Origin of the sequence: Shewanella psychrophila (assembly GCF_002005305.1) — a bacterium.
Taxonomy (GTDB): Bacteria; Pseudomonadota; Gammaproteobacteria; order Enterobacterales; family Shewanellaceae; genus Shewanella; species Shewanella psychrophila.
On sequence record NZ_CP014782.1, the window covers coordinates 6100153 to 6116964 of the forward strand.

Here is a 16812-nt window from a genome sequence, read left to right on the forward strand (position 1 = left end):
ATTGTGATTGATTGGCGTAATTAGATATGGAGCAAGTATGACTGATATGTATGCGTCTTTAAGGTCTAACGTGGGTACCTTAGGACAGATTTTAGGTGAGACCATTCGCACCAATTTAGATGACGCTTTTCTCGATAAAATAGAGCAGATCCGTCAATTAGCTAAAAGCTCCAGACAAGGAGATGAAGCCGCTCGAGATGAGATGCTCAAGCTGCTAACCGCACTCCCAGACGATGAATTAGTTCCCTTTGCGAAGGCATTCAACCAATTCCTTAATTTGGCCAATATCGCCGAGCAATTCCATACCATCAGCCGTAATTGTGATGAACTAGTATGCGTACCCGATCCGGTAGAGCAGTTACTTGGTAGAGTATTGAGCAGCAATATCGATCAAGAGAAGATGCTAGATTGCCTGCAAAATCTCGATATTGATCTGGTATTGACCGCTCATCCTACAGAGATATCACGTCGAACCCTGATCCAGAAATATTCATCGGTTATCGATAGTCTCGCGGCCCTTGAAAACCCACGACTTACCGAACGAGAGAAGAAGCAACAGCATCTGCGTCTCAGGCAGCTCATCGCCCAAATCTGGCATACCAATGAGATACGCCACGAGCGACCAACCCCGGTAGATGAGGCCAGATGGGGACTTAGCACCATAGAAGTCTCTCTCTGGCAAGCTATTCCGGACTTTCTCAGGCAGCTCAATGAGCAAGTAGAAGAGCGTACCGGCAAGCAACTACCCATAGACATTGCACCGGTACGATTCTCCAGTTGGATGGGTGGAGATCGTGATGGTAACCCGTTTGTCACAGCAGTCGTCACACAGGAAGTATTAGACAGAAACCGTCACACTGCGGCACGTTTATATCTCAAAGATATCGTTTTATTGGTCAATGACCTCTCAATGGAAGAGGCTAACAATGAACTATCCGCGTTAACTAACAATAGTCACGAGCCCTATAGAGATGTGCTACGTGAGCTCAGAGTTAAACTGCGTAATACCATAGACTACCTCAATGAGCGCCTCGAAGGACATAATCCTGAAGTGGAGCACAGCTCCATCATCTGGCATGAGAATGATCTCAAAGAGCCTCTGATGATGCTATACAAGAGTCTGTCCGATACGGGCATGAGCCTTATTGCAAATGGCCTTCTATTAGATATGCTACGTCGTATCGCCTGTTTTGGTATACATATGCTCAGACTCGATATCCGCCAGGATGCCGAGCGCCACAGTGACGTTATTGCCGAATTGACCCGCTATCTGGGTATGGGGGACTTCGACCACTGGGATGAAAATGAGAAACAAGCCTTCCTTTTAAGAGAGCTCACCAGTAAACGTCCGTTAATCCCCACGAATTGGCAACCGAGTGCCAATGTCGCCGAAGTCATAAGCACTTGTCGATTGATAGCAACTCAACCTGCAAAAGCTCTCGGTTCCTATGTAATATCTATGGCCAGCAAGCCATCGGATGTACTTACCGTCTTGCTACTACTCAAAGAAACTGGTTGCCCTCATCCAATGCGAGTGGTGCCACTGTTTGAGACTCTGGACGATCTCAATAATGCAGCAACTTGTATGTCAGCACTCTTCGCCATCGATTGGTACCGTGGATATACCAAAGGCCATCAAGAGATAATGATCGGCTATTCAGATTCAGCCAAAGACGCCGGCGTGATGGCTGCGGCATGGGCTCAATACCATGCTCAGGAGCAACTGGTTGAAATAAGCCGGCAAGCCGATGTTAAGCTCACCCTGTTTCATGGACGAGGCGGCACAATTGGACGTGGTGGCGGGCCGGCACATGAAGCGATTCTGTCACAACCTCCCGGATCTGTAGATGGCCGCATCCGCGTCACCGAGCAAGGTGAAATGATCCGCTTCAAGTTTGGCCTACCTAAATTGGCTGTTCAGAGTCTAGCCTTATACACCTCAGCAGTGATGGAAGCGACCTTACTTCCACCACCTGAGCCTAAACCTGAATGGCGCGCCTGCATACAAAGGCTAGCCGAGGAGTCGGTAAAAGCCTATCGTTCAATAGTCAGAGAAGAACCAGATTTTGTAGCATACTTTCGAGCCGCAACTCCCGAAGTAGAGCTAGGAAAATTACCTCTAGGAAGTCGCCCTGCAAAACGTAAGGTTGATGGAGGTATCGAAAGCCTACGAGCGATTCCCTGGATCTTTGCCTGGTCGCAGAACCGCTTGATGCTTCCCGCTTGGCTAGGCGCAGGCGAGGCACTTCAGGCTTCAATCGATAGGGGAGATATGTCCTTATTACAGGAGATGGAGCAAGAGTGGCCCTTCTTTAAGACTCGCATATCAATGCTAGAGATGGTTTACGCTAAGGCCGAGCCAAACTTAGCTAAGTATTACGAAACCTGTCTGGTACCGGAGAATCTTCATCATCTTGGCGAAGCATTACGTGAAAGACTGGCGACTGGGGTTAAAGCCGTATTAGAGCTGACTCAATCCGATACCTTGATGTCCCACACCCCATGGAACAAAGAATCGATTACTTTACGTAATCCCTATATCGATCCACTGAACTTTATGCAGGCGGAGCTGTTAGCGAGGACACGTAAAGAAGATGCCTCTGCTAATGTTGAACTGGCCTTAATGTTAACCATCGCTGGTGTTGCTGCTGGCATGAGAAACACCGGCTGATGAAAATACTAAGCTTTACTCTTAGCTTTGTATTGCTGTTTTTGACTGGCTGCGTCAGTCAATACAGCATCACAGAGACTGAATTAGAAGACTACCTATCGGATGAGATCCATTTTGAAATTAAAGAGGGTAATCAACTCTTTGGAATCGGTATGCGCATCAATAATATCGATGTAGAATTGGGGCATAAAACAGATATTATGGCGGTCTCGGCAACGAGTGTTATCAAGGTTCGTAACCCCTTGATGCCATTCAAAGCTGAATTGGAAGCAACCTTTGAGGCAAAACCTTGGTATGACGCTACAAACCATAGCGTCTATCTAAGAGAACTTAAGCTAGTCGAAGTTAAATCTAGCCCCAAAGATTTCGATAAGGCCATCCAACAGTTTTCTCCCCAACTGATGCGCTTCTTAACTCAGTTTCTGGAAACACAGCCTGTCTATGTGCTGGATACCAATAAGTCTAATCAGGCACTCATAGCAGAGATGACTAAACGCATCCAGGTACAGCCGGGAAAACTTCAGTTAATATTTGACGAATAAGTTCAATCTTCTAAATACACTGCAATCAAGACTCACTTGATTGCAGTGTATTTTTATTAGCCTACTAGCTATTTACTAAATCTGCTAAAAGACGAGTAATCCACGATAACAGCCTCACCTAAGAGTTCACGCCTAAGCATGTCATAAGCCACTGCCGTACTCAATGTCCTCACTAATGCTCGTGAACGACTCGGCAGTTTTAGCATCTGGCTATGTACACCGTATTTAGTTGCCAATGCTATCGCTACAGTCCCAACTGGTTTATCTTTCGTTCCCCCTTCCGGACCAGCAATACCACTGGTCGCAAGTGCATAATCACTGCCTAGTATATTACGAGCTCCCTTGGCCATCTCTTCAACAGTTGAAATGGACACTGCACCGTAATCATCCAGGGTCTGAGGGTTGACCCCGAGTACTTTAACCTTAGCCTCATTGCTATAAGTCACTAAACCATGATGTAGGTAAGAGGAGCTACCAGGAAATGCAACCAAGCCACTGGTGATCATGCCACCGGTACATGACTCAGCAACGCTTAGGCTGAGTCCCGAGCTTACTAATTTATTGTGGATCTCTTTATCCAGTGTCGTGACATTTTCTGCCACAACCGCATTACCCAATAACGCCTTGATCTCAGTTTCAATTCTAGGCAAAGAAGTGATAGCCGTTGCACCTCGAGCAAATAGCTTGATCTCGATATAAGGCATATAAGAACGGTAACCTAAGGTTATCCCTTCAGGTAAAGGAATAGCCTCCAATCTATCTGCGAGTGCAGACTCACCGCTGCCCAGAGTTAACAGCTTCTTCAAAGCAACCGAAGTCGAAGCCACAAACCTCTCCTCAACGAAGGGGATGAACTGCTCAGTCACCATGCGTTTAAATTCAAATGGCACCCCAGGAGTAAAGAACAACCAGGCACGATTGAACTTTACGGCGAAGCCACAAGCTGTACCGACAGGGTTATCTATCATTATTGCAGTTTCTGGAAGTAAAGTTTGTTTTAGATTACTTTCGGCCATCACCCGGCTATTACGAGTAAACCAAGCTTCGAGCTTAGTTCGCCACTCCTTATTTTCGATCAAAGGAACTCCCATCGCAATAGCCATTGCTTCAGTCGAAAGATCATCACTCGTCGGCCCTAAGCCGCCGTTCACCATGATGATATCGGCCTCCAAGCTTCGCTCTTTAAATACAGCAACAAGATCTTCTAGGCGATCGCCGACAGTAACTCGACGCTGACATTCAATTCCCTTCTCCATAAGAATGTTAGCAAACCAGGCGGCATTGCTATCAACTATCTGACCAGCTAACACTTCTTCACCCGTACATATCATCTCTAGCTTCATCGATACACCTTAAACCAGCAATCCATTAATAGCAGCTAAAGTAACAAGCCCACTATCAATAGCAAGACCCCCCTAAAGATTTAATTGAGTCTAAATATGTTCATTAAAAAATAGAGAGATTTAATAGATCAGCTAGATTGATGAAATGCAAATATATAAGGGCGGAGAAAATTCATAGCATTATGTAGTTCGGAACAAAAAAAGGAGGCGCCTTCCAATGGTCAAGCTGTGGACATTACCGCAGCATCAAACTTCATTTGCTAAACGCAGCGATATCAGCCTATAACCCACGAGGTGCGCCTGGAAATGACCTACTCGATCCACGAAGTGGGCACATGGGGGTGAAATTACGACGCTTTGAATACGCAGTATTCAGCCCTAATTGAACGCGGAGAAACTTCGTTTCGTAGCGGGAGAGCCCGCTCAGCGACGCGGCGACATCGGGAGTCGCCATTGCACGTACGTGCTTAATACCATTCCATCTTAACATTAAGTCATTATTGCCCAGTCCCTTCGGCATAGTGACACCACTCTTTTTGTATCACTAATGAAACTGTTCCAAGCAATCGAACAGGCATCCACTATATCCTCGTAACCTTTGAAACTGCGATTAGCAAGGTGATGTTGTCGTAACCAACTCCATACTTGTTCTATTGGGTTTAGCTCTGGTGAGTACGGAAGTAACTTGATGATACTTAGATTATTAAATTCATCCGCTATAACATCGGTATGCCAACCTGCACCATCCATCACAACAACAGCATGTCGACCAGCCTTTGTTCTTTGGGATATCAGTGATAGATGTTGATGCATAATGTCCTTACTTAGGTATGGCGTAATTATCGCTTCAGTCTCTCCTGTTTGTGGGCAAACAGCACCAAAGAAATGGACATATTCAAATTGCTGCTGACGCACAGCTCTTGGACGCGTCCCTTTTCTCGCCCACAAGCGTGTCGTACTATTTTGTTGACCAAATCGAGCCTCATCCTGAAACCAAATATCTACCCGTTCAAGCGCCACACTACCAGGGATGTTAAGGATCGTTTTCAGTTGGAACTTTTTTAAAAGCCATTTGGGCTTCAGGTGATTGCTTTGGATGCTTAGAACGACTAGTTATCCAGCTAAAACTTAACTGTTCCAGTAGTTTGTAAATCGCATTCGGGTGGTAGTCGACATTAAAGCGTAGCTGAATATATTTTAGGATAGCGTCACCTGTCAGTCTGCCTCCAGAGGAACTCATGCTTTGTTCTTCTATATATGCACTTAGTTGCTGCTTTTGGCTTGAGGTGAGGTAGCTATCACGGCCCTTATTCTTTTTGGCATCTAATCCTTTGGGGCCGCTCGCAAGATATTTTGCTACCCAGGCGTTAACACTGCCACGGGCTACTTTTAGTCTCTCGGCGACATCTGTTCGGCTATGCCCCTCTAGGAATAAGGCTACTGCCAGTAATCGGATCCGTTTACGCGGCTCTTTTTCTGCTCTAGATAAGATTAAAATCTCTTCAGCGGTATAGTTTTTCAAACGGAGATACGGGTTATTTGCGATACCTATATTAGATCACAACTCATTACTGATTGGTATAAGTGGATAAGCCACCTGTTATCAGCACAGGTAAATTCGAGGCGTAAAGTTAATAATTTAACAAAGCCCCAGACGCAAAAAAGCCACCTTATTCAGGTGGCTTCTCTACTTAATTAGGCGCCTGGAAATGACCTACTCTCACATGGGGAGACCCCACACTACCATCGGCGCAATTGTGTTTCACTTCTGAGTTCGAGATGGGTTCAGGTGGGGCCACAATGCTATGGTTTCCAGACTAATTTGGCGATTACTTTCAGCTTTTAAAAAAAGCTAAAGGTAAAAGAATTTAGAAAGCTGGCTATTCAGAAATCGTCTAAATAGCGTTAAATAATTGGGTCTGGTACACGGATGTACTCTATGTCATAAATACAGAAGCATTTTATGACCAACTTAAATCAAGTTCGTATTCTTTTGTGCTTGTAAAGTAATCAACATTAACGCTACAAACCCATCTGGGTTGTATGGTTAAGCCTCACGAGTCATTAGTACAGGTTAGCTCAACGCCTCACAACGCTTACACACCCTGCCTATCAACGTCCTAGTCTCGAACGGCTCTTTAGAGGAATTAAATTCCTAGGGATGACTCATCTTAGGACTCGCTTCCCGCTTAGATGCTTTCAGCGGTTATCGATTCCGAACGTAGCTACCGGGCAATGCTATTGGCATAACAACCCGAACACCAGCGGTTCGTCCACTCCGGTCCTCTCGTACTAGGAGCAGCTTCCTTCAATCATCCAACGCCCACGGCAGATAGGGACCGAACTGTCTCACGACGTTCTGAACCCAGCTCGCGTACCACTTTAAATGGCGAACAGCCATACCCTTGGGACCGACTTCAGCCCCAGGATGTGATGAGCCGACATCGAGGTGCCAAACACCGCCGTCGATATGAACTCTTGGGCGGTATCAGCCTGTTATCCCCGGCGTACCTTTTATCCGTTGAGCGATGGCCCTTCCATACAGAACCACCGGATCACTATGACCTACTTTCGTACCTGCTCGACGTGTATGTCTCGCAGTTAAGCTGGCTTATGCCATTGCACTAACCGTACGATGTCCGACCGTACTTAGCCAACCTTCGTGCTCCTCCGTTACTCTTTGGGAGGAGACCGCCCCAGTCAAACTACCCACCAGGCACTGTCCTCAACCCCGATTCAGGGGCCAGAGTTAGAACATCAAAACTACAAGGGTGGTATTTCAAGGTTGACTCCATCAGAACTAGCGTCCCAACTTCAAAGTCTCCCACCTATCCTACACATGTAGGTTCAATGTTCAGTGCCAAGCTATAGTAAAGGTGCACGGGGTCTTTCCGTCTAGCCGCGGGTATACGGCATCTTCACCGCAATTTCAACTTCACTGAGTCTCGGCTGGAGACAGCGTGGCCATCATTACGCCATTCGTGCAGGTCGGAACTTACCCGACAAGGAATTTCGCTACCTTAGGACCGTTATAGTTACGGCCGCCGTTTACCGGGGCTTCGATCATGAGCTTCTCCGAAGATAACCCAATCAATTAACCTTCCGGCACCGGGCAGGCGTCATACCGTATACTTCCTCTTGCGAGTTTGCACAGTACTGTGTTTTTGATAAACAGTTGCAGCCACCTGGTATCTGCGACTGCCAGCAGCTTAAGGAGCAAGTCCCATCACCGCCGGCAGCGTACCTTCTCCCGAAGTTACGGTACCATTTTGCCTAGTTCCTTCAGCCGAGTTCTCTCAAGCGCCTTGGTATTCTCTACCCAACCACCTGTGTCGGTTTGGGGTACGATTCCTACTAACCTGAAGCTTAGAAGATTTTCCTGGAAGCATGGCATCAACTACTTCAACCCCTTAGGGTCTCGTCATCAGTCCTCAGTCTTGCAATTTAATGCGTATTCCCGGATTTGCCTAAGAATACAACCTACAACCTTAAACGCGGACAACCAACGCCGCGCTAGCCTAGCCTTCTCCGTCTCTCCATCGCAGTTAGTAGAAGTACAGGAATATTAACCTGTTTCCCATCGATTACGCCTTTCGGCCTCACCTTAGGGGTCGACTTACCCTGCCCTGATTAACATTGGACAGGAAACCTTGGTCTTTCGGCGAGGGAGTTTTTCACTCCCTTTATCGTTACTCATGTCAGCATTCGCACTTCTGATACCTCCAGCGTGGGTTACCCCTTCGCCTTCAACGGCTTACAGAACGCTCCTCTACCGCACTAGTGCAAGCACTAGTACCCATAGCTTCGGTGTATTGCTTAGCCCCGTTAAATCTTCCGCGCAGGCCGACTCGACTAGTGAGCTATTACGCTTTCTTTAAAAGATGGCTGCTTCTAAGCCAACTTCCTAGCTGTCTAAGCCTTCCCACATCGTTTCCCACTTAGCAATAACTTTGGGACCTTAGCTGATGGTCTGGGTTGTTTCCCTTTTCACGACGGACGTTAGCACCCGCCGTGTGTCTCCCGAGTAGTACTCATTGGTATTCGGAGTTTGCAAAGGGTTGGTAAGTCGGGATGACCCCCTAGCCTTAACAGTGCTCTACCCCCAATGGTATTCGCTCGAGGCGCTACCTAAATAGCTTTCGAGGAGAACCAGATATCTCCCGGTTTGATTGGCCTTTCACCCCCATCCACAAGTCATCCGCTCATTTTTCAACATAAGTCGGTTCGGTCCTCCAGTTGATGTTACTCAACCTTCAACCTGCCCATGGATAGATCACCGGGTTTCGGGTCTACACCTTGCAACTAAACGCGCAGTTAACACTCGGTTTCCCTACGGCTCCGCTATTCGCTTAACCTCGCTACAAAATGTAAGTCGCTGACCCATTATACAAAAGGTACGCAGTCACGGTCTCAAGAACCGCTCCCACTGCTTGTACGTATACGGTTTCAGGTTCTATTTCACTCCCCTCACAGGGGTTCTTTTCGCCTTTCCCTCACGGTACTGGTTCACTATCGGTCAGTCAGGAGTATTTAGCCTTGGAGGATGGTCCCCCCATGTTCAGACAAGATGTCACGTGTCCCGTCCTACTCGTTTTCATCTATAGTTAGTTTTCATGTACGGGGCTATCACCCTGTGCCGCTGAGCTTTCCAACTCATTCCACTAACACCCTATAGACTTAAGGGCTAATCCCCGTTCGCTCGCCGCTACTAGGGGAATCTCGGTTGATTTCTTTTCCTCCGGGTACTTAGATGTTTCAGTTCCCCGGGTTTGCCTCACTACACTATGTATTCATGTAGTGATACTCACTTATGTGAGTGGGTTTCCCCATTCGGACATCGTTAGCTCAAATGCTTGTTACTAGCTCGCCAACGCTTTTCGCAAGTTACTACGTCCTTCATCGCCTCTGACTGCCAAGGCATCCACCGTATACGCTTAGTCACTTAACCATACAACCCACATAAGTTTGTTGTATCGCAACTAATGGTGTTTACTTTCGCCAAAAGAATACTCATGACTCAATCGTTAAAGACCTTTTCTTACAAGAATCTATAATGAATGAGTCGGCACTTGATTTAAGTGTTTGAGAACTCAATTATTTATTTTTCGCGCTAATGCTATTAACCACTGCTATCACTTCATCTTACGACGTCGCTTTCACAATAGTCCCTTTCGCATTAACACTATCAGCTTTCCAAATTTTTAAAGAACAAACTACACCGTAAAGGTGCGTTTCTCGCTCTAACAAGAACAAGTTATCTGTGTGAACACTCAACAAATATTAAGTTAGTCGTATAGGTAAGGAGGTGATCCAGCCCCAGGTTCCCCTAGGGCTACCTTGTTACGACTTCACCCCAGTCATGAACCACACCGTGGTAAACGCCCTCCCCGAAAGGTTAAGCTATCTACTTCTGGTGCAGCCCACTCCCATGGTGTGACGGGCGGTGTGTACAAGGCCCGGGAACGTATTCACCGTAGCATTCTGATCTACGATTACTAGCGATTCCGACTTCACGGAGTCGAGTTGCAGACTCCGATCCGGACTACGACCGGCTTTGTGGGATTAGCTTGACCTCGCGGCTTTGCGACCCTCTGTACCGACCATTGTAGCACGTGTGTAGCCCTACTCGTAAGGGCCATGATGACTTGACGTCGTCCCCACCTTCCTCCGGTTTATCACCGGCAGTCTCCCTAAAGTTCCCACCATTACGTGCTGGCAAATAAGGATAAGGGTTGCGCTCGTTGCGGGACTTAACCCAACATTTCACAACACGAGCTGACGACAGCCATGCAGCACCTGTCTCACAGTTCCCGAAGGCACCAATCCATCTCTGGAAAGTTCTGTGGATGTCAAGAGTAGGTAAGGTTCTTCGCGTTGCATCGAATTAAACCACATGCTCCACCGCTTGTGCGGGCCCCCGTCAATTCATTTGAGTTTTAACCTTGCGGCCGTACTCCCCAGGCGGTCTACTTAATGCGTTAGCTTGAGAACCCAGTGTTCAAGACACCAAATTCCGAGTAGACATCGTTTACGGCGTGGACTACCAGGGTATCTAATCCTGTTTGCTCCCCACGCTTTCGTACCTGAGCGTCAGTCTTTGTCCAGGGGGCCGCCTTCGCCACCGGTATTCCTTCAGATCTCTACGCATTTCACCGCTACACCTGAAATTCTACCCCCCTCTACAAGACTCTAGTTTGCCAGTTCAAAATGCAATTCCCAGGTTGAGCCCGGGGCTTTCACATCTTGCTTAACAAACCGCCTGCGTACGCTTTACGCCCAGTAATTCCGATTAACGCTTGCACCCCTCGTATTACCGCGGCTGCTGGCACGAAGTTAGCCGGTGCTTCTTCTGCGAGTAACGTCACAGCTATAGTTTATTAAACTACAACCTTTCCTCCTCGCTGAAAGTGCTTTACAACCCGAAGGCCTTCTTCACACACGCGGCATGGCTGCATCAGGCTTTCGCCCATTGTGCAATATTCCCCACTGCTGCCTCCCGTAGGAGTCTGGACCGTGTCTCAGTTCCAGTGTGGCTGATCATCCTCTCAGACCAGCTAGGGATCGTTGCCTTGGTAAGCCATTACCTTACCAACTAGCTAATCCCACCTAGGTACATCCAATCGCGAAAGGCCCGAAGGTCCCCTCCTTTCCCCCGTAGGGCGTATGCGGTATTAGCAGTCGTTTCCAACTGTTATCCCCCTCGACTGGGCAGTTCCCTAGGCATTACTCACCCGTCCGCCGCTCGACAGCAAAGGTGCAAGCACCTTCCTGTTTCCGCTCGACTTGCATGTGTTAGGCCTGCCGCCAGCGTTCAATCTGAGCCATGATCAAACTCTTCAATTAAAGTTTTTTGATGCACTTCCTTTCGAAAATGACATCGGCTCAATGAATTATACTGTTTTTCACTAACCACTCTCTATAAAGAGAATGCCAATGAAGCTTACATATTTGCTTCTTTGAATTTACTTTGCTTGCTCGTGAGAGTAAGAAAGTAGAAACCAAAGTTGCTATGGTCACTCAGTGGTTCATCGAGTTAAATTTTTGATTACCGACATTCCGAAGAACAGAAGGTAATTTCGAATAACTCAACACCTGTGAGTGCCCACACAGATTACTTGATAAATTGTTAAAGAGCGTTGCATCATTCTTTCAGATGCCGCCGTGACGCTAGGTCGTTGGCTTGAGGAGGCGTATTCTACACTTCCCGTTGTTGGCGTCAAGGGCTTTTTTAAAAAGAATTTCAATCATTAAAAATGATTAAATCCTTAGCTCACTTGCTACCCTGACTCGACTATTTTATATAACCCGTCTTACTTAACTTAATGCTTAGTAGGACTGGTTTGCCGTGTCAGTGGATGCGCATTATAGGGAGATTCTCCGAGCGCGCAAGGCCTTTTTATACGTTATCGAATCATCCGCTGAAGTTTTAAACACCTCGCTAATTTAAGCTTATTTTTCACCCTTCACACGCTTCTTTATTAACCTTTTATTAAAATTACTTCACCATTAAGTTCATTTTTTCGGCAACGGACTAGTGTAATGCTAAATAATTCATTACCATATACCTGCTATTAACAGTTATTTATCAATTCTTCAGAGATCATATTTATGCAAAAGCCATTTCTTATTGTTTTGATTATCGCCATCCTTGGCGCAGTAGCGATTCATTTTGTCGCTCCCGAGTTAAACGCTGCAGTCGCTTTCTTTACTGGTGCCATTATTGCTAGCGTTATCTTTTCCCTAAAAGGCCAATCAACAGAAGCCGGTGATAATGCCGCAAGTGTTGAACAATACACAGGTCCAACAATGACTCTTTATGTAGGTAATCTTCCTTACCGTGTACATGAAGGAGAAGTAAAAGAGTTATTTGGTAAATACGGCCCTGTAAATTCAGTCAGATTAGTACGTGATCGCAAGACCGGACGCCGTAAAGGTTTCGGTTTCATCGAGATGTCGGAAGCTGGTGCGCAGAAAGCCATGTCTAAGTTAAATGAATTTGACTTTCAAGAGCGAACCTTGAAGGTCCGAGAAGCAAAGTCTCAAGATTCAGATAAGAGCGAACGTAACGAAAACGCCTAATTCTTAGGTGACAGGATATTAGCCAGTTTGTATTCTAAATTCTATTATGAGTGACTCACTCTAAAGGTTTTAGAAAAACCAAACTTGGCTAATGTCTTTTTCAGACCTTGCCCAATTCTCTCAGAGGTATAGTAGGCTAGCTCAGTCCCATAAAGCGTATTTTTACTTTCTTGTTCTAACTCTTCCCTGTTCACATCTCTGTATTCATCATCTTGCTTACTCAGTACGCCCTGCAACAGTTCCTGCTGAATCCTTAGCTTCAAGGTTAATACTCGTGCCGCAACGGCCTTTCCAGAATCTAGCAGTAATACCTTATCCCCTAGGTATTCTTGCATCTCCCGTTTCAGTATGGGGAAGTGGGTACAACCCAGAACTAAAGTATCGAGTTCACTTTGATGAATAGGTCTTAATATTTGTGCCAACTGATGCTGAGTAATCGGATTTCCTGCGGCTTTTTGTTCCGCTAGCATTACAAGTTCTGATGAAGCATAAAGTTCGACCGTGCACCCACTGGCAAATTGATCTATTAACTCATGGGTATAAGCACGCTTTATCGTACCTGGAGTAGCAAGCAGGCCTATGTGTTTGTTTCGGGATAAAAGAGCCGCAGGCTTAATTGCCGGTACAACCCCGACGACCGGAATATTTAACACAGCCCGAAGTGATGGTAATATAAGCGTGCTAGCTGTATTACAGGCTATGATCACCATAGAAACGGACTCTTCTTGCACGAAACCTGTAATGAGAGATAAGCAGCCAGAGATTAGCTCCTGTTCTCCTAGTTCACCGTAAGGTAAGCGAGCATTATCGAACAAATAAAGATAATTCTCATTAGGCAGGGCTTGTCTGATCTCATCAAGAATAGTTAAACCACCAATTCCTGAGTCGAAAACGAGTATAGGTTTAGACAAGACACTTCTCCATTAACGTAGGTCACTCTTATTGGTAATAACTGCTAGTTGCTCTTATTGCTACTCCTAAATACTATTAAAGAGGAGCAAAATGCAATTTTCACACAAGATTCTATAAATCGAAAGCCAGAAACTGGACATATCAGCCATCTAGTATAATAATTCCGCCCCAAATTAAACCAAGGTGATCAATAAATGAATTTAGCAGCAATGGATCCTAAGACCTATGATGCGCAACTCGAAGGTAAGCGAATCAAGCTGGAACATATATTTACTGACTTTGATACACCGAGGTTAGAAATCTTCGGCTCAGAAACGGCTCATTATCGTATGCGCTGTGAATTTAGAATCTGGCATGACGGTGATGACATGTATTACTACATGTTCGATAAAGCCCTAGACAGCAAGGTTCGTTGCGACCAATTTCTTCCAGCCAGCAAACTGATTAACGAGATGATGCCGGCCCTAATCGAAGAGTTAAAGCCTAACACCACACTAAGACATAGATTATTTCAAATCGATTTTCTCTCAACCCTGAGTGGCGAGATCTTAGTTTCCTTACTTTACCATAAGCAACTGGATCAGCAGTGGGAAGCAGAGGCTAAGGCTCTTAAGAACAAACTGGCCTCTAGGTTCAAAGTCAACTTGATCGGTAGAGCCCGTAAACAGAAACTCATTTTCGATAAAGATTTCGTTGTTGAAACCCTAAGCGTTAACGGTAATCTGCTTCACTATCATCAAATCGAAAACAGTTTCACTCAGCCCAATGGCAAGGTTTCGGTAAAAATGCTCGAATGGGCTATAGATGTCACCAAAAACAGCACTGGTGACCTATTAGAGCTTTATTGTGGTAACGGCAATTTTTCTATCGCTTTAGCGCAAAACTTCGATCGTGTACTAGCGACTGAATTGGCTAAACCTTCGGTTCAGTCGGCTCAATACAATATCGAAATCAACAATATCGATAATTTGCAGATAATACGAATGTCTGCAGAAGACTTCACCGACGCGATGGCTAAAAAGAGAAGCTTTAGACGTCTGGAAGGAATAGATCTAGACAGTTATAATTGTAATACCATCTTTGTAGACCCACCACGAGCTGGCTTAGATTCAAATACGGTCAAGCTAGTTCAAGGCTATGAGCGCATAGTTTACATTTCTTGCAACCCTAACACCTTGACTGAAAACTTAGCCGAGCTGACTAAGACACATAATGTCACTCGATTTGCCCTGTTCGATCAGTTTCCATATACAGACCATATGGAGTCAGGTGTCTTCTTAGAAAGAAAGTAAACTCAGAAAGTATCAGTTAACGTCATAAGTGATAAAGGGCCTTAATAAGCCCTTTTATTGTGAAGCTATCTTCTATCTAGCTTATTTTGTAAGGCTTCAGACCCCTTGGCCACCATACGTAACTGAATAACTAATCTATCAGCAAGTACTTTTCTATCGACTCGCTTCATATCCAGTGCTGCCGCTCCGGCATTAAAGACTAAGGTGACTAAGGCTTCGGCTTGAGCTCTGGCAAGTTCAGGGCTTCTATTTGCCGTAGCTTCAGTATAATGAGTCAACTCTGAAATAAAATGCTCTATTTCACGGGCTACAGCAGCCCTAAAAGGAGCCGATGTGCCAGAACGCTCATGCAATAAAATTCTAAACACATTCGGATTAGACTCAAGCACTTCCATAAATGTATCGACTGAGATACGAATAACACTACCGCCAGCTTCGGCTCTCTGCCGTCCCTTACGCATCATCTGTCTGAGCGTTAGGCCGCCTTCATCAACCATGGTCAGGCCTAGCTCATTCATATCTTTAAAATGTCGATAGAAAGAGGTTGGTGCTATCTTTGCTTCGCGAGCAACTTCCCGTAAACTTAGACTCGAAAAACTACGCTCGGCATTGAGTTGATTAAATGCGGCATCGACAAGCGCCCTTCGCGTCTTCTCTTTCTGCTGTGCTCTTACGCCCATCATGGTAGATCCGAAACTTAAATGTTATCTCGAGATAATACATTTTTTGACACTAAAACACAGCCCCTAACTAGTGTTTCAGACTTGACCAAAACCGTTTTGCAAGCTAAATTAGCGTACAGATGTACGCTCAAAGTCGAACTGGATAAGAATAATGAACAAACCCCCATTAATTTGGACCAATGTAGCCTTCTTTTTAATCACCTTCCTAGGGGCAGCGATACTCGTTCCTTGGTACGGCATGACACAGGGCTATGGCCTAACGGAATGGCTTGCTTTCATAGGCTTCGCTTTTGCTAGTGGCTTGTCGATCACTGCCGGTTATCACCGCCTTTGGTCACACAAGACCTATAAAGCTAAGGCTCCTGTACGCTTCCTTTTTGCTCTTGGCGGGGCACTAGCGCTACAAAATAGCGCTCTTCACTGGTCTTCGGACCACAGAGTCCATCATAAGCATGTCGATAATAATGATAAAGACCCTTACTCAGCTAAGATGGGATTTTGGTACAGCCACATAGGTTGGATGCTGAGAGAATATCAGTCTCAGCGTTATCACGATTACAAGAATGTTCGAGATCTTCAAAATGACAAGATAGTCATGTGGCAGCACAAATACTATCTAGCTTTGGTTATTTTGATGAATGTAGGATTACCCGCATTTTTAGGTTGGCTCAATGGGGACATTCTGGCAATGCTACTCATGGCTGGTCTGTTAAGGCTAGTTGTTGTGCAACATTGCACCTTCTTTATCAACTCATTGGCTCACGTATGGGGAAGCCAGCCATATACAGATAAGAATACCGCGCGAGATAATGGCTTTATAGCTCTACTTACCTATGGAGAAGGCTATCATAACTTCCATCATATCTTCGAAAATGACTATCGTAACGGTATACATTGGTGGCACTACGATCCAACCAAGTGGCTAATTAACTCCCTCAATTGGTGTGGACTAGCAAGAGATCTACGTGTCACTCCTCAAGAGAGAATTGAGACTGCCAAACTCAAGATGCAACTGCAACGTACCCAAGATCGTGTCTCGACTCTCAGTAACTGCGATGAAGTGTTAGAAAAGCTGCAGGCAGAGTATGAGATATTAAAATCTCACCTGGCTGATTATTACCAGGCAAAGAAAGAGCTGCTCGAAGCAAAACGCAAACAGTTAGCCAACAAGCAATTAGTACAGCAAGTCGACGAGATGAAACAACGTTTCATCCTACAGCATAAGAACTGGAAGCTACTCACTGCGACTTACGCTTAGCTTCTTGATAAAACGGCTCGATAACATACCTG

Annotated in this window: 9 protein-coding genes and 3 rRNA genes; 5 read left to right on the forward strand and 7 right to left on the reverse strand. The window is 45.7% G+C overall.

Annotated elements, in window-relative coordinates:
- Window positions 1-37 precede the first annotated feature (37 nt).
- Together ppc and sps_RS26700 are read left to right on the forward strand one after the other, a co-directional pair.
- Window positions 38-2671: a phosphoenolpyruvate carboxylase gene (ppc, locus tag sps_RS26695; protein WP_077755277.1), complete on the forward strand. Its 2634-nt coding sequence runs from the start codon at window positions 38-40 to the stop codon at window positions 2669-2671.
- Window positions 2671-3213: a YceB family lipoprotein gene (locus sps_RS26700; protein WP_077755278.1), complete on the forward strand. Its 543-nt coding sequence runs from the start codon at window positions 2671-2673 to the stop codon at window positions 3211-3213. Before ppc ends, sps_RS26700 begins: the two co-directional genes overlap by 1 nt.
- A 68-nt stretch (window positions 3214-3281) precedes the next feature.
- Here sps_RS26700 and sps_RS26705 read toward each other — a convergent pair whose 3' ends face one another.
- The 5 genes from sps_RS26705 to sps_RS26725 form a co-directional block, all read right to left on the reverse strand.
- On the reverse strand, window positions 3282-4556 hold the full coding sequence (locus sps_RS26705) for a CinA family nicotinamide mononucleotide deamidase-related protein (protein ID WP_077755279.1): 1275 nt from the start codon (window positions 4554-4556) through the stop codon (window positions 3282-3284).
- A 489-nt stretch (window positions 4557-5045) separates the two neighbouring features.
- A protein-coding gene (locus tag sps_RS26710) for an IS630 family transposase (RefSeq protein ID WP_169915950.1) occupies window positions 5046-6078 on the reverse strand; the annotation gives its coding sequence in 2 pieces (ribosomal slippage) (window positions 5046-5613 and window positions 5612-6078; 1035 coding nt in all).
- A 179-nt stretch (window positions 6079-6257) separates the two neighbouring features.
- Window positions 6258-6373 (reverse strand): 5S ribosomal RNA (rrf, locus tag sps_RS26715).
- 226 nt (window positions 6374-6599) lie between these two features.
- A 23S ribosomal RNA gene (locus sps_RS26720) occupies window positions 6600-9504 on the reverse strand.
- 350 nt (window positions 9505-9854) lie between these two features.
- Window positions 9855-11399: ribosomal RNA gene (locus sps_RS26725) — 16S ribosomal RNA — on the reverse strand.
- The 16S, 23S and 5S rRNA genes sit together here, the layout of an rRNA operon.
- 765 nt (window positions 11400-12164) lie before the next feature.
- On the opposite strand from sps_RS26725, the gene sps_RS26730 reads away from it, so the two are divergent.
- Window positions 12165-12635 carry an RNA recognition motif domain-containing protein gene (locus sps_RS26730; RefSeq protein ID WP_005498395.1) on the forward strand — a complete coding sequence of 157 codons (471 nt, stop codon included), beginning with the start codon at window positions 12165-12167 and terminating at the stop codon, window positions 12633-12635.
- Window positions 12636-12679: 44 nt separating this feature from the next.
- Here sps_RS26730 and murI read toward each other — a convergent pair whose 3' ends face one another.
- Entirely contained in the window at window positions 12680-13546 is an 867-nt protein-coding gene (gene murI, locus sps_RS26735) for a glutamate racemase (RefSeq protein ID WP_077755280.1), read from the reverse strand.
- Between the two features lie 195 nt (window positions 13547-13741).
- Between murI and trmA the strand changes: the two genes are divergently transcribed.
- Window positions 13742-14839 carry a tRNA (uridine(54)-C5)-methyltransferase TrmA gene (gene trmA, locus sps_RS26740; protein ID WP_077755281.1) on the forward strand — a complete coding sequence of 366 codons (1098 nt, stop codon included), beginning with the start codon at window positions 13742-13744 and terminating at the stop codon, window positions 14837-14839.
- A gap of 65 nt (window positions 14840-14904) precedes the next feature.
- Here trmA and fabR read toward each other — a convergent pair whose 3' ends face one another.
- Window positions 14905-15519: an HTH-type transcriptional repressor FabR gene (fabR, locus tag sps_RS26745; RefSeq protein ID WP_077755885.1), complete on the reverse strand. Its 615-nt coding sequence runs from the start codon at window positions 15517-15519 to the stop codon at window positions 14905-14907.
- A 154-nt stretch (window positions 15520-15673) separates the two neighbouring features.
- Here fabR and sps_RS26750 point away from each other — a divergent pair, with 154 nt between their 5' ends.
- Window positions 15674-16780, forward strand: coding sequence for a fatty acid desaturase (locus sps_RS26750; protein WP_077755282.1), 1107 nt, complete (start codon window positions 15674-15676; stop codon window positions 16778-16780).
- Window positions 16781-16812: the final 32 nt, after the last annotated feature.